The organism is Hymenobacter translucens, assembly GCF_020685205.1.
GTDB lineage: Bacteria > Bacteroidota > Bacteroidia > Cytophagales > Hymenobacteraceae > Hymenobacter > Hymenobacter translucens.
The window spans coordinates 235,850-251,161 of the sequence record NZ_JAJERB010000008.1 but is presented as its reverse complement, the minus strand read 5'-3'; the positions used below and the strand labels follow the sequence as shown (position 1 = coordinate 251,161).

Annotated in this window: 7 protein-coding genes; 5 read left to right on the top strand and 2 right to left on the bottom strand. The window is 55.3% G+C overall.

Annotated elements, in window-relative coordinates:
- Positions 1–221: 221 nt before the first annotated feature.
- Positions 222–3,080, top strand: coding sequence for a M16 family metallopeptidase (locus LJY25_RS17410; RefSeq protein ID WP_227609758.1), 2,859 nt, complete (start codon positions 222–224; stop codon positions 3,078–3,080).
- Positions 3,081–3,183: 103 nt separating this feature from the next.
- Here LJY25_RS17410 and LJY25_RS17405 read toward each other — a convergent pair whose 3' ends face one another.
- Positions 3,184–3,621 carry a hypothetical protein gene (locus tag LJY25_RS17405; RefSeq protein WP_227609757.1) on the bottom strand — a complete coding sequence of 146 codons (438 nt, stop codon included), beginning with the start codon at positions 3,619–3,621 and terminating at the stop codon, positions 3,184–3,186.
- A 291-nt stretch (positions 3,622–3,912) separates the two neighbouring features.
- On the opposite strand from LJY25_RS17405, the gene LJY25_RS17400 reads away from it, so the two are divergent.
- From LJY25_RS17400 to LJY25_RS17385, 4 genes are all read left to right on the top strand, one after another.
- On the top strand, positions 3,913–6,927 hold the full coding sequence (locus LJY25_RS17400) for a CHAT domain-containing tetratricopeptide repeat protein (protein ID WP_227609756.1): 3,015 nt from the start codon (positions 3,913–3,915) through the stop codon (positions 6,925–6,927).
- A 102-nt stretch (positions 6,928–7,029) separates the two neighbouring features.
- Positions 7,030–9,060, top strand: coding sequence for a caspase family protein (locus tag LJY25_RS17395; protein ID WP_227609754.1), 2,031 nt, complete (start codon positions 7,030–7,032; stop codon positions 9,058–9,060).
- Position 9,061: 1 nt separating this feature from the next.
- Entirely contained in the window at positions 9,062–10,276 is a 1,215-nt protein-coding gene (locus tag LJY25_RS17390; RefSeq protein WP_227609752.1) for a CHASE2 domain-containing protein, read from the top strand.
- 12 nt (positions 10,277–10,288) lie between these two features.
- Entirely contained in the window at positions 10,289–11,068 is a 780-nt protein-coding gene (locus LJY25_RS17385; RefSeq protein ID WP_227609751.1) for a hypothetical protein, read from the top strand.
- A gap of 78 nt (positions 11,069–11,146) precedes the next feature.
- Here the strand turns inward: LJY25_RS17385 and LJY25_RS17380 are convergent, their stop codons facing one another.
- On the bottom strand, positions 11,147–15,163 hold the full coding sequence (locus LJY25_RS17380) for a caspase family protein (protein WP_227609750.1): 4,017 nt from the start codon (positions 15,161–15,163) through the stop codon (positions 11,147–11,149).
- Between the last annotated feature and the right edge of the window lie 149 nt (positions 15,164–15,312).

Sequence of the window (15,312 nt, the reverse complement as noted above, 5' to 3'; positions counted from 1 at the left end):
CTGGTGTCTGGTGCGTCTGCCTTACTCCTGGATCTGTGACCGCGCACCCTGCAACCATAACGACCAGGGTGTGTACTTGGTCTGCTGGCTCGCAAAGCAGCACAATGCCGCCATATGCCGGAGGCGGTGCCGCGGGGTTGTGCGCTTAAGGGCGCTCCTCAAATAAGCGCTACTATTGCTCCTGTTCTCTCAGCCGTTTCACCCACCATCTTTTACCAGTAATGCATCAGCACACCACTAAACTTGCTGCCTTCCTGCTCACCGCTGCCTCGCTGGCGGTGGGAGGGTCCTGTAAAACCACCCAGCCTGCCGCAGCGAATGCCAAGGCCGGCGCGTTCTCGCTGCCTTACGAAAAGTTTGTGCTTGAAAACGGCCTGGAGGTAGTGCTGCACGAGGACCATTCTGACCCTATCGTGGCCGTGGCAACCATTATGCACGTGGGTTCGAGCCGGGAGAAGCCCGGCAAAACCGGTTTCGCCCACTTCTTCGAGCACATGTCCTTCAACGACTCGGAAAATGCCCCGGTGGGCGCCAACCGCAAGCTGATTGAGGAGTGGGGCGGGCAGCGCAACGGCAGCACCTGGAGCGACGGCACGCAGTACTATGAAGTGATTCCCAAGGATGCCTTCGACAAGATCATGTGGATCGACTCGGACCGCCTTGGCTACATGATCAAGACGGTGACGGCGGAGGCCCTGGCCCGCGAGATACAGGTGGTCAAAAACGAAAAGCGGCAGAACTACGACAACGTCGCCTACGGCTTTACCAACGAAGTGCTTCGCAAAAACCTGTACCCCGCCGACCACCCGTACAGCTGGACGGTAATCGGCTCATTGCCGGATTTACAGGCCGCCACCCTGGCCGACGTCAAGGAGTTCTACAACCAGTACTACGGACCCAACAACGCCACACTGGTTATTTCCGGTGACATCAATATTGCCGAAACCAAAGCCAAGGTGCAGCGCTGGTTTGGTGAAATCAAGAAGGGCCCGGAGGTAAAGCCCCTGGGCCCCAAGCCGGTCACGCTGACGCAGGTGAAGTCGCTGTACCTGGAAGACAACTTTGCCCGCCTGCCCGAGCTGCGCATGGTGTTCCCGACCATCCAGGAATACCACCGCGATACGTATGCCCTGGAGGTGCTAAGCCAGCTGCTGGCCGGCAACCGCACGTCGCCCCTGTATAAGGTACTCGTGGAGGAGCAAAAGCTGACCCCCGGCGTGAACAGCTATCAGCAAAGCAGCGAGCTGGCCGGTGAGTTTACGTTTCAGGTGCGGGCGAATCCGGGCACGAGTCTGCAGCAGGTTCACAGCGCCATCCAGGAAGGGCTGAAGCGTTTCGAAACCCAGGGATTCTCGGATACCGAGCTGGAGCGCATCCGGGCCAAGATTGAAACCGACCTGTACTCGGGCGTGGAGTCCGTGCTCAGCAAAGCCCTGCAGATGGGCCGAGACAATGAGTTTGCCGGCGACCCGGCCTACCTGGTGAAAGCCGCCAAGCTGAGCCGGGCCGTCACGCGCGCGGACGTACTGCGGGTGTACAACCAGTATCTGAAAGGCAAGCCCTATGTGATGACCAGCGTGGTGCCCAAAGGCCAGCAGAGTCTGGTGGTGCAGGGCGCGCAGCTGGCCAGCGTGTACCAGGAGAAGGTAGTAGCCGGGGTTCAGAACGAGGACGTAGGACAGGGCGAGGAAGCCAAGTTCGAGAAAACCGTTACCAAGCACGACCGCTCGGAGCCGCCTTTCCTGGAAACGCCATTGTTCAAGATGCCGCCGATCTGGAACACTTCTCTGACCAACGGTCTGCGGGTGTACGGTATCGAGAACCGCGAAATTCCGCTTGTGTCGTTTGATGTCACCATTCCCGGCGGCCACTACCTGGACCCGCTGGACAAAGCCGGCACCGCCTCGTTGCTGGCCCAGCTGCTGATGCAGGGCACCGCCCGGAAAACGCCGGCCCAGCTCGAGGAAGCCATTGACCTGCTGGGAGCCACGATTTCGGTAACCAGCGCCAACGAAGAAATGCGGGTGCAGGCCCGCTGCCTGGCCCGCAACTTCGCGCCCACCCTGGCCCTGGTGCAGGAAATTCTGCTGGAGCCCCGCTGGGATGCCGCCGAGTTTGCCCGCCTGAAACGCTCCCTGGCTACCGGCCTCAAAGGCCAGGAAGCCAGCGCCGCCGCCATTGCCAGCCAGAACTTCTTCAAACTGCTTTACGGCCCGAATCACATCCTCAGCACTCCCGGCAGCGGTACACTGGAGACCACGGCCGGCATTACGCTGGACGATCTGAAAGCGTATTACAACTCGAATATTTCGCCTTCCGGCGCGGCCGTTCACGTAGTGGGCGCCATCGACCAGAATACGGTAGCCGCAACGCTGAAGCCCCTGGAAAGCAGCTGGGCCGCCAAGCCGGTCAATATCCCCAGGCAGACGATTTCCGCTCAAAGCCCGGCGGGCAAAGTTTACTTTATCGACGTGCCCGATGCCAAGCAGTCGGTGCTTTACATCGGCAAGCTGGCCCTAACCGGCACCGACCCCGACCTAAGCAAAGCCACCTTTGCCAATGCCGTGCTGGGCAGCGGGGCCAGTGGGCGCCTGACCCAGATGCTGCGCATTCAGAAGGGCTATACCTATGGGGCGGCTTCTTCGGTGCAGGAGCTAAAGGACATGGCGCCCTTTGTCGTTTCCACGAGCGTGCGCGCCAATGCCACCGGGGCTTCGCTGCAGCTTATCCGCGAGATGCTGACCGAGTATGGGCCCACTTTCAGTCAGGCCGATGTGGAAATTGCGAAAAGCAAAATCCTGAAAGGCAACACGCTGATTTACGAAAGCCAGGGGGCGAAGCTGGGCATCCTGCGCCGGGTCAGTAAATTCAACAAGTCACCGAAGTTTATCGAGGACGACCAGCAGGCGCTGATGCAGATGAAAGTAGATGACTTCAAAACCGTCATCGGCAAGTACATGCAGGAAAAAGAACTGGTGTACGTCGTGGTGGGCGATAAAGCTACGCAGCTCGACGAGGTCAGGAAATTTGCCAACGGCAGCGTCACGTTGCTCGATATCAACGGCAAGCCCGTGAAGTAGCCTGCGGGTGAACGAGAAAAAGAGCGGCCTCCCAAAAAGGGGCCGCTCTTTTCATTCTCCTTTGCAGATGCCGGACGGGGTGGGTGCCCGGGACCGGTATCCTTTACTCCGGAGGCCGGGCGGCCGGGCGGTCAGGCGAAGATTTGGCGGCCTGAAGCTCCATGATTGCCAGCCCGCCGACCACGACAATCTCCAGGGCGAAGTACAGCAGGGCCAGGGCACTCAGCTGCGGCAGCAGGTACAGCACCAGGCCGGCAGACAGGCCGCAGTACAGCAGGTTGGCTACGGCAATGGCCTGCAGCCGCGGCGGCCAGTTGGCGGGCAGCCGCCAGTAGTGCAGAAGGGAATAGGCGCAAAACCCGAACGCCAGGGCACCCAGCAGGTGCAGTACCCGCAGCGGCATGCCAAACGCCTGACCAAGCCTGGTCGCGGGCAGCACCCCGGCCAGTAGCACCGCCGAGAGCAGCCCGCCCAGGCCATCAACCAGAAAGAGGGTCCTGGGCGGAATCTGCGGCAGGAAGCGGGCTAGCACAAAGGCCATCGTAATTTGAACACGGGAAGCTTGCACTAAAGGATAGCAATTAAAAGTGAGCTTCGGCTGCGAAAGGCTGGTCACGGCGGGTCTGCTCACCAAATGACCAGTCAAAACGGTATTCAGAAATTTGCCAAGCAAAGAACCAGGAGAAAAGGAAATGTATAGTAAAAATATTTGAATTTTGCTTATAATTTATATAAGAAAAATCCTTGGTAACTTGTACGTCTGATTTTAGATTCGATCAGTTAAATCCTCCTTCGAATGCCTGCCTTGCTTTGCTTACTTATCAGGTGGTTTGTGAAAGTGCCCAACATATCAGTAAGGTTCTTGGTACTGATATTCTTGATGGGAACGGAAGCCAGGTTGTCACTAGGGCAGGCAGGTGCTACAATTGCTAGCCTCAACCAAGAGGCCAAGCGCCTATACCAAGCAGGTCAGTACGAACAGGGAGTTCTGGTAGGTCAGAAAGCCGTAGCCCTGGCAAAACAAAAACTTGGTGAGCAGCACCCTAATTATGCTACCTCCCTTTGCAACCTAGCGCTGCTTTACGAGTCGACTGGGCGCTACGCGAAAGCGGAGCTGCTCTACCAAAACGCTCTGGCCATTAACAAAAAGCAGCTTGGGGAGCGGCATCCCCATTATACCGCTTCACTTAATAATTTGGCCAGTCTCAACAAATTGATGGGGCGCTATGCCCGCGCCGAACCCCTGTATCTAGCTGCGTTAGCTACGAATAAGCAAGAGCTCGGCGAGCAGCACCCTGGCTATGCAGTGTCCCTTAATAACCTGGCCAGTCTTTATACGGCAATGGGACGTTATGCGGAAGCAGAGGCTCTTTACCAGAAAGCAATAGCCATTGAAAAGCAGCAACTTGGCGAGCAGCATCCAAGCTACGCCAACTCGTTGCATAACCTGGCCAGTCTTTATACGGCGATGGGACGCTACGCGGAAACCGAGTCTCTCTACCAAAAGGCAATAGCCATTGAAAAGCAGCAACTCGGCGAGCAGCATCCAAGCTACGCCAACTCGTTGCATAACCTGGCCAGCTTTTATGAGTCGATGGGGCGTCATACCCAGGCCGAGACGCTTTACCAAAAGGCAATAGCCATCAGTAAAAAGCGACTTGGCGAACAGCACCCCAGCTATGCCAACTCGCTTAATAACCTGGCTAACCTTTATGAGTCAATGGGTCGGCATACCCAGGCTGAGCCTCTTTTTCAAACAGCCCTTACGATTCGCAAGCAGCAGCTGGGCACGCAGCACCCGGACTATGCCGCATCTCTTAATAGCTTGGCGAGCCTGTACATGTCGATAGGGCGCTATGCGCAGGCCGAGCCCCTTTACCAGAAGGCACTTGCCATTGAGCGACAGCAACTCGGTGAGTACCACCCGGATTATGCTAACTCGCTCGATAATCTGGGTAGCCTTTACAAACTAATGCGGCGCTACACCCAGGCAGAATCTCTTCTTCAAAAGGCTCTTACGATTCGCAAGCAGCAGCTGGGCGAGCAGCACCCGGATTATGCTAACTCGCTTAATAACCTGGCTGAGCTTTATGAGTGTATGGGACGCCATATCCAAGCCGGAGCCCTTAATGCCCAGGCTGTTACTATTCTGTTACAACATGTGCGTGTAACTTTTCCAGGTTTGAGTGAACGCGAAAGACAACAGTTTCTTATTACTATTTCGCTTACTGCCGAATTTGGTCAAAGTGTGTTATCCAAAATCGGGTTTAATAACGCCTTTCCAGCTACCGCGACTACCGCTTATAATACTCTGCTGTTCACGAAAGGCCTGCTGCTGGCAGCTACAGCCGGAATGCAGCACCAAATACTAGCCAGTAGCGACACGGCCCTGACCCAGCGGTTTGCGCGGTGGCAGGCGGCCAAACGCCAATTGGCTACGGCCCGCTCCTTATCCCTGACGGAGCAGAAAACCCATTTGCTAGACCTTGCCCAGCTTGCTGAAAAGGCGAATCAAATGGAAAAAGAGCTTGCTGCCAAATCAGCAACATTTGAAAAGGGCACTAGCTTGCCCATTGCCACTTGTCAGCAGGTACAACGTACTCTAAAGCCAGGGGAGGCGGCAATTGAGATGGTCCGGTATCGTTGGTTTCGCAATACATTCACGGATACCATCTACTACTCGGCCTATGTACTAACACCGCGTAGTAAGACCCCACAGCTGGTAGTGCTGAGGAATGCTAATGAGCTGGAAGGACGGTACCTGCCAGCCTACCGGCATCTCACGCACTCTGCTACAGGAACTCGCGGTGCAATTGACGCTAACGCCGCTACGGCCAACCTGGCTGACCCTAAAGTTTTGTACCAGGCCTTCTGGCAGCCTATTTCGCGGGCTCTCCCGCCTGGAACCAAGAGGGTCTATCTGTCGGCCGATGGGGTATATCAGCAGATCAACCTAAACACGCTGCAAAACCCTGCGACGGGCAAGTTTCTGCTCGAGGAACTAGACGTGCGCTTAGTGGGCAGCACACGTGAACTAGCGCGTAAGCCAGCGACTGGAAGCCACCCCGTCAATGAAGGTGTGCTAGTCGGAAACCCAGCCTATCGGCTTAGCACAGCAATGGAGCCCATGGCCCGCGCCTCGGCGAGCCCACGCGGCTCGTATAACTACAGGGAGAGTTTCCTAAAGGCCGGTGAGATACCACCGTTGCCAGGCACCGCCGACGAGATAGAGGAATTAGACCGTTTGTTTGCAGCGGCCAACGTGCCTCGCCGCCGGTACACCCAGGCTGCTGCTACAGAAGAGGCCATCCGCGACCTGCATCGCCCACGCGTTCTTCACATTGCCACCCACGGTTTCTTTGTGCCAGAGAGCAGGACCGTATCTGCTCAAAACGGAAAGAAGTTAACCGAAGCCCAGACTTCGGCAGCGATTGACCCAATGCTCCGCTCAGGGTTACTCTTGGCCGGGGTGACCAACTTTCGGGACGCTAAAGTAAAGCCTGCCACCGAGGACGGAATTCTGACAGCATACGAAGCTTCACTGCTGGACATGCAGGACACGGAGTTAGTAGTACTCTCCGCATGCGAGACCGGACTGGGAGAAGTGCTGAATGGGGAAGGGGTCTACGGCTTGCAGCGTGGCTTCACGGTAGCCGGAGCCAAGAGCATTATGATGAGTTTGTGGCGGGTTGACGATCTTGTCACCAAACAGTTGATGGCGGCCTTTTACAAGAACTGGCTAAGCGGACAAACCAAACGGGCCGCTCTGAAGGCGGCCCAGCTACAAATCAAAGCCCAACACCCGGAACCCTATTACTGGGGTGCCTTTGTGTTAGTGGGCGAGTGAGCAGCAAGTAGCGCCCTAACGGCATAGTTACGCAAAAGCAATTGTAGATTTTGTTGATATTTGCTGTTCTGCCCGCTTTGCTTTTTGCTATTTTATTCAGCAATGAAACACTTGCTTATTCTTCTTGCTAGCCTGACCTTCTTGAGCCATTTGGCGGCCTTAACCCAGGCACAGAATGCAGTCGCACCAACCAAGCACGCGCTTATCATAGCCGTAGGGGCGTATCCCGATGGTTCTGGCTGGTCGCCCATCAACTCGGTCAATGATGTGTCTCTGATCAAGACGGCCTTACAGCGCCAGGGTTTTCAAGAGGCTAATATTCAGGTGTTAACGGACGCTGCGGCAACCAAATCCGGTATTGTGGCGGCCTTGTCGGGCCTGAGCGCACGCGTCAAGGCTAATGACGTAATCGTGTTTCATTATTCCGGCCATGGGCAGCAGATTGCGGATGACAATGGTGATGAAACAGATGGTTATGATGAAGCGCTTGTTCCGTATAATGCCGCTATCCGGTTTGAGCCAGGCAAGTACGAGGGCCAGCACCATCTGAGGGATGACGAGCTCGGCAATTTATTAGGAGCACTTCGCCAGAAAGCCGGTCCCAAAGGTGAGGTGCTGGCCGTGCTCGACGCTTGTCATTCCGGGACCGGGACCCGGGGCCTTGCCCGACACCGCGGAACCCAGCAAGTATTTGCCCCGCCTGGATACAAAGCCCCATCGGTTACCGCCCAGACCTGTGTGGAGGGTTGCACCTTTGGTGTGAGTGAGGGAAGTGTGGCAAGCGCGCAGGCCCCGCTGGTATGCTTTTTTGGGGCAGGCCCCAGCCAGCTAAATTTTGAGACTACGGATACCCACGGTAATTGTGTGGGCTCTCTTTCCTTAGCCTTTTCAAACGCTCTAAGCACGGCCGCGACGGCACCTACATACGAGAGCTTATTTGACCGTATTAAATCTGAAATGGCAGCTACTGCTCCCACTCAGTCACCACAGGTAGAAGGTACAACCAATGGCCGGGTGTTTCAAGGCCGGACAGTTACCCTTCCCGCTCACTATAAGCCCTTAAGCTGGATCAGTGACCGGGAACTGACGATTAATGGAGGCTCCCTGCAGGGGCTCTGCGAAAATACGACAGTAGCCCTTTACCCGCCCGATACGGAAGTCGGAAGTGCTACTCATCCCTTGGCGACCGGCCGAATTACTAGCACCCTCTTAGGCTCAGCAACTATCCAATTAAATCAGCCATTAACCGGGAACGCGAGGCAAGCCTGGGTGCTCGTTACTTCACGGCATTTCAGGCGTTCAGCAGTCAGCCTCCGCCTGAATGTGGCTGATGCGTCCCTTAAGTCACACCTGCGGGATTCTCTGCAACGCCGCCCGTTTATAAAGCCCGTAGACAGCGGGCCAGTGGACTTGCTGGTGGAGCAGCAAGCCGGAAAACCCCCGCGCCTGATAACTTCCCACGACCAGGTAATCGACCTCCCCGAGGCTAGTTTTGTAAACCAGGGTGCTACGGTACAGGCTCTGTTGAATGCCGCTGCATCCGTGTCTCAGACCAAGTATATTCGTCAGTTAACGGCCCAGGCACCTGGTTTAGAAGTAGTACTGGAATTGGTGCCGATTACGGTCAAGAAAGAGGGAAATGTCGTGCGGGTTGACCAACGGCTGCTTCCCGCAGTGAAAAGCAACGGGAGTGGAGGAACAGTCTATTACGCTGGTGACTATATGCAACTAAAAGTCACAAACGAGGGGCGCAAGAAGGCGTACTTCACTATTCTCGACATCCAGCCGGACAATCAGATGACGGTGCTAATTCCGTCGGGCGCGTTGCCCGCTGCAGACTACCTGGTAGAGCCGGGGAAAAGTATTCTTCTTCCGAACATTTTACGCATTGGTCAGCCCTATGGACAGGAAATGTTCAAGATCATTGCTTCAGCGGAGCCTATGGATCTGCGGCCGCTGGTCAATGGTCATGGTCAGGTACAGAGTCGGGGGAGCGATGTACCCACTAATCCTTTTGCTGCCCTGCTGCGGGAAAGTTACCAACGCACGGGTTCGCGCGGGGCAACATCCGTCGGCCTGCCTCCCGAATCGGTGAGTATCTCCGAGCAGGTATTTCAGATAGCCAAGCCCTGACATGCTGCCAGACTCTCCTTTGCCTAACTCGCCAAAAAGGCTGCCATTCGAAGCATTGCTAGCTACGAGCTTGCTCTTCCTGCTGCTAAGCATCCTGTCCCGCTTGCCTTTTAGCTTTGAAGCCTTTGATCCGATCAAAGAGGTGCTCAAGGACTTTAGCTACACGGACGTGTACTACGCTAAAATCAACCAGAGTACTTCTGTAGACACTAGTATCGTACTGATTAACATCGGAGCTGCCAACCGGGCCGAACTGGCGGCACTAATAGCGTTAACCGGGCAAGCCAACCCCCGGGTTATTGCGCTTGATGCTTACTTTCCTGACCGGCAGGACGCGGGCTCAGCTCAGCTCGCCGCCGCGCTACAGGACAATAAGCACCGCCTGGTCACGGGAACCTACCTGTATGAGCCAGTTGCTGGCACAGCGCGGCTAGTAGAATCCACCACGGGTCTTGCCCCGGGCAAAACAGGCTATCTGAATTTCGTCGGGGACGACTCGCTGAACGCCACGATTCGTTATTTCAGACCTTTTTATACCCTTGGGGCAACTACCTATAACAGCTGGAGTGCAGCCGTGGTAGAGTTGGCAGACCCGGTCGCCTATGAAGCGTTGCAACGCCGGGATGAAAGCGAAGAGATTATCAACTATAGGGGAAACATCAATCGGTTTGTACACTTCGAAGGTGCCCAGATTCTGTCTGGCAAGGTTTCGCCGGCTGCCCTACGAGATAAAATAGTTATTCTCGGCTTTCTGGGCGTCCATATCGGCAACAGTTCAAGTCTGGAAGACCTTCATTTTACACCCTTAAATCCGAAACAGCTTGGTCGTAGCAAGCCGGACATGTATGGGCCCGTTATTCAGGCCAACATTGTGTCGATGATGTTACATAAAGACTACATTAACAATGCTCCGGTCTGGATGGAATTGCTGCTGGCTTTCGTACTCTGCTACCTGCATATGCTGCTGTTCATGTACCTGGCAGTTAACCACCGTCTGTGGGGCTACCCGCTGATCAAACTGGTGCAGTTTGTTTCCGGCATCCTGGTCGTGTACGGTATGATTCAGCTCTATGCTAGTGCTAACATCAGTATAAACACGACAGTAGCAGTGCTCACTATAGTGCTTGCTGCAGACATACTTGATCTATACGGCTCTATCGTCACGTGGCTCCATAAAAAGTGGGGTATTTCCAGCTATGTAGTCTCTGCAAACTAACATTCAGATGCTATGAAGTCAGCTTTACTGTCTATCGTGCTGTGCTTGTTCCTTGGTCATGCCGGTTTTGCGCAGCTTTACACGTACCACGTAAGTGGGGAGGCGTTCTTAAAGAATAAGGCAACGCTGGTGCCTCTGCAGCCCCGTACTGCTGTGCAGCAAGGGCAGGCCCTGGTGCTTAGGCCTGGCGCACAGGTAATCCTACTCGACAAACAAGGGCGTAATATCTCCTATGCCAAGCCTGGCGTAGCATCATATGCTGTTCTGCAGAAGGCATTTGAAACCAGCAGCATGAGTACGGGCCGGGCCTACCTGGCGTACGTATGGAACAGCATGCATGAGCAAAGCAGTGCTCCTCCTAAGCTTGGGAATACCCCGTTAGGCGGTGTGGCCCGGGGGGATTCGCCTCCCCAGCTGGCGCCTGTGGACTCGGCTGTGTTGGAGCAACCCTTGATACTCTTCGAATGGCAGGAAACTGCTGGCCGCTCCCCGGTCTGGTTTACGTTAACCGATGCCGCCGGAGATCCACTGGTGCAGTTGCGTACCGCTTCCCCACGACTTGAGCTCCAGACTGCCGCAATAGGTTTGAGTCGGAATACAATTTACTATTGGACGGTGTCTGCCACGGCCGAAAGCGCAGCCAATACGCCGCGTCGCGCTTTCTTGATTGCCAATACGGAGAGCTTGCGTCAGGCGGCACAGGAGCTGGTAGGCTTACCGCAGGTTCCGGAAGCGCAGCGGTGGGCGCGGCGCTTTCGTACGCACTGGTTTTTCATCCACGCTAAACGGTAGGAATTCAGATAGGACGCGGTAAATTAAGGTGTTGACGATGGGGAAATGGCGTGGGCGCGGAGTTGGATCTGTGCCAGTTTACCATACTTCCCAATCCACAGCCAACGGCTCGTTACGGGTGGTAGGCACTTGCATGCCTGCCGTGAGGTTGCTTACGCGCTGAATGACATACCGCTTGAGGCCCGACACGGACGCAGTGGGATTAGCGCGCATATACTCAAGCACAGAGTAGCTGAATACACCATTGCGGAGGTGGCCCTGCTCCAAAGCAAATTGCATACCTCCGGCAGCCGAGATGGTAGTGATGCCGGTACTGCGTCCAACGTTAACGAATAGCTGCCGCATCAGCTCAAAGCTATTCTCCATACCTACGCGTTTATTACCCGCCTCCACATTCGCTTCTATGGCACCACGGGCACCACTCACACCTACAGCTGCCAGCTGAGGAGCAGCACGCTGTAGCTTAGTCAGCTCCTCCCGGTCAATTTCTCCGCTGTGGCAGGCATCCAGCAGCATCAGCTTCTTACGGGCCGGAGCCTGTTCCAGCACCTGCTCTAGCTCGTCATACGCAAGGCCTCCCGTCTCCGGATTAGCAAAGCTCACGGCATAAGTAGAAAGATAGTAGTCGTAGCTTTTGCTGAAAAGGCCGTGGCCCGAGTAAGCCAGAATTACCTTGTCGTGAATGGAAGAGGCACTAAGCTTCTTTTTTAGCGCCTGCACGTTGGCCAGCGTCACCTGTGAGTCGAATAGGGTGTCCACCACCAAGCGGCTGCCATATTTCTCCTGTAGCGCCCTGGCTAAGTCCCGAATGTCTTTCACGCACCACGTCAGGCTGTGGCCGGGCTCAGCAAATTCGTTGAGGCCGATGCCGGCGAAGTAAACTTTCTCTTCGGGTGGAGTGCCGGACGGGGTGAAGCGCACCTGTAGCGGCTGACGGTAGCTTTCGGCGCCCGCGTCATTTACCACAGTATATACCAGCTGGTTTACGCCCACTGACAGGTTGACGGTAATAGTCGTATCGAGCTTGTGGGTACGGGCGCGACGCAGACTGATGCCCTGAGTTCCAAACATCGGAACTTCGTTGACCCAGACGTTAAAACGATCCAGTAATACGACCGAGTCGCGGGCGCTCAGCTCCAGGCGCAGAGTAGGCTGGGTTTGCTCGTAGGGTAAGGCAGCCTGATTTCGGATATTGGCCAGCGGTACATTGTAGCCGGCCTGAAACTGCGTGGTGTCCAGCCCCAGCTTGCGGATTCGCTTCTGATAGGCCCGCCGATAAGCCCCGAGCAAAACAGAGTCAGTGCTGCCCATGGCGGCCAGTACCTTATCGGGCCGGTTATACTTTACGTCGAGCTGCTCGAAGGATATGGGCTTAAGGTCAGGAGTTACGTAGTGCAGTAGTCGGGCCGCGCCAGTCGAGGATTTGTAATAACCCCCGGCCACTATATTAATGTAATCTGCTGCTCCGAGCGGCAAGAGGGTATTGACCAGGGCTCCGGTTTTCCCGTTCCAGACTTTAACCGTATGGTCCTCGGAGGCAGTAATTAAAGTGCCAGCCGTTAAGCCAAATTGAGCAGCCAGAATACGGCCTTTGTGGCCTGTAAAGGACTGCCGGATAGCACCCGTGTTGGTGTCCCACAGGATAATTCCTCCACCCCAGTTACCCCCAAGCAATTCATGGGTTGTATCATTATAAGTTAAGCTGCTGAGGTGGGATTGGGTATTCTGAATTATAAGGAGCCGCTTGCCGGAAGCCAGATCCCACTTCTCAATACCGGCGTTTGAACCGCCAGTTGTAAACAGCAGCTTCCCATCCTTGCTGATAATGGTTGTTTCAGCATCGGTCCCTTTTGTTGGCAGCAGATGCAGTTTCTGACCCGTATGGCCATCCGACACTCGCACTCTGTCTCCCTCCACAGGTAGCGTCACAATAAATCGGCCGTTAGCAGAAAACTGGGCAGCCTCCACACCTCCCTTATGGCCAGAAAGGGTGGTCAATAGAACACGCTTTTCCAGGTCCCATAAGCGGGCCACGCTATCCCCCTTCGCTTTCGGGTACATGAACTGGTCAGCGGCATGGCCGTTAGGCCATGTTAGCAGTCGTTTGCGGTCGGGGCTGACGGCATAGGAGAGGGGACCTGTATGGCCTTTCAGGGTCATTACCAGGCCGCCTGTCTTGGCGTCCCAAATCCTGGGAGTGCCTTTAGGTTGGATTGTGATAAAGCAAAGACTGGTACCAATAAAGCCGGGGGCTTTGATCCCAAAAACTTTGGGGAGCCGACCTGCTATTTTTCCGGTTGCTAAATTCCAGCTAATAGTACCGTCCATGGCGTCGGATGTAACGGCATAAGTACTATTGGCACTGATAAATACCTCCGATATACCGCTTCCTCCCTGGCTGTCAATCATGGCAAAAAGCTGAGTGCCGGTCTCCACGTCCCAGACACGAATAAATACCCGGCCAAGGCGTTTGTCAATCGTTACCAGCTTCTTTTCATCGGGCGTAAATACTCCACTGCCAATTCCACTCGCTGAGCTTTTATCAAGCACCGCCTGCACCGTGCCCTTTTGCGTGTCCCAGATTTCAGTGGTGCCTCCTTCCTTTGCTATTTTCAGTGCCTTATGGTAGGAGGGACTGTAAATTATGATATCCGCGTCGGGGGCAGCCAGCATCGCTTGCGCCTGCAGCTCCCCGGTTCCAGGGTTCCATAACCGCTCCGACCCAGGCGTCTGATTGCTGGTAATAAGCTGCTTGCGGTCCGGGCTGAACGCTATCTTTTCGACGGCGTGGCTGTAGCCCCGCATCTCGACCTCGGGCTGACGCCTGTCGAGGTCCCAAACCTGCAAGTTAAATCCGGTGGTGAAAACTGCCTTTTTACCGTTGGGGCTTAGCACCACGTTGTCAATATCGGCATCATTGGTAAACTCGCCTAGCAGTTTTCCTGTCTGTAAGTCCCATAGCTTGGGCTTCTTGTACGACTCAGTTACCACAAGGCGGCTGCCATCGGAGGTGCAGGCAACTGACTTGGACCCATAGTCATGCCCCTTCAGAACATGGAGCTTCTGGCCGGTCGTCGCATCCCAGATCAGAATTTCCGGTTTCCCACCCCCTGCTACCACATAGCGGCCATCAGGGCTGAACTCGGCGAAGTTGGCCGCCTCGGTGCCGCTCCACACGGTGGCAAGCAGACGCCCTGAAGGAAATTGCCACAGCTTAACAGGCTCGGAATCGTAAGAATGTGAGGCTACGGAGAGAAGTGCGTCTCCCCGCCTATTGAACGCCAATGACGCGTACTTTCCACCCAGATCCATCTCCGTAAGCAGGGCCCCGGAGCTGGCATCCCGCACCTGAGCTTTTTGGGAGCTCATCGTCACAATCCGGGTTCCATCGGGACTGAAAAGCGCATCATCGATCCCGCTTTCTGTCGATTGTCCCCCGGGAAGGGGCAACTCCCGAATTAGTTGGCCAGTCGTAGCATCCCACACTTCTACACTGGAGGAGCCGGACGTGATGATGCGCAACCCATCGGGGCTGTAGCGGGCGTGCGATAAGCCGTTGTTGGCAGTTAGTGTTTGCTCTTCCCGCCCAGTGGCCGCATTCCAGATTTTAACCTCACCACGTGAGTCAGCCGTCAGCAGGTGCCTGCTGTCGGGGCTGAACTCAGCTTGCCATACCCAGTTCTGGTGTATCAAGGTGGCAATCAGATTGCCATCCGCATCCCACAACGGAACCTCTTTTGGCTGTACGAGGTGCGTTCTTCTTTTCTCTGTCAGTCGTGTTCCATCGGGACTAAAGACTACACCTTCTCCACGACTTATTGTTCGCGATGTGCGTTGTAACTCAGCTAGTCGCCGGCCGGTGGCTAAATCCCAGATGATTGTCAGCTTGCCGCCCACGGTTACCAGGCGCCTGCCATCAGGGCTGAATTTCGAATGCAGCACCTTGGCGGTGTGGCCGATAGGAACCATAAGTTTCGGCTCCTGCTGAGCGTATGCGGCACCTGGCAATAGTACCATCAACAGGCCTGCCAGCACCGGAAGTAGCGGGCTGAGCGTATTCTCTGACCTTTTAAGCATAGAATAAACAAGCGTCATTGGCTGCTCGACGGAGAATCTATAGTAGGCTGAAACAGACAAAGATAATACAAGTGGGTAGTCAGTAGTAGCCGGTGCAGGGAAGAAGAAGCTGGAAGGTCTACTGCGTAAGCAGGTAAACTAGGTGAGCCCCGACCGGGCCGTTCTAC

Excerpts from the sequence above, each read along its gene's own strand:
- LJY25_RS17410 (WP_227609758.1), top strand. The coding sequence starts at position 222 with ATGCATCAGCACACCACTAAACTTGCTGCCTTCCTGCTCACCGCTGCC.
- LJY25_RS17405 (WP_227609757.1), bottom strand. The coding sequence starts at position 3,621 with ATGGCCTTTGTGCTAGCCCGCTTCCTGCCGCAGATTCCGCCCAGGACC.
- LJY25_RS17395 (WP_227609754.1), top strand. The coding sequence starts at position 7,030 with ATGAAACACTTGCTTATTCTTCTTGCTAGCCTGACCTTCTTGAGCCAT.
- LJY25_RS17390 (WP_227609752.1), top strand. The coding sequence starts at position 9,062 with ATGCTGCCAGACTCTCCTTTGCCTAACTCGCCAAAAAGGCTGCCATTC.
- LJY25_RS17385 (WP_227609751.1), top strand. The coding sequence starts at position 10,289 with ATGAAGTCAGCTTTACTGTCTATCGTGCTGTGCTTGTTCCTTGGTCAT.
- LJY25_RS17380 (WP_227609750.1), bottom strand. The coding sequence starts at position 15,163 with ATGACGCTTGTTTATTCTATGCTTAAAAGGTCAGAGAATACGCTCAGC.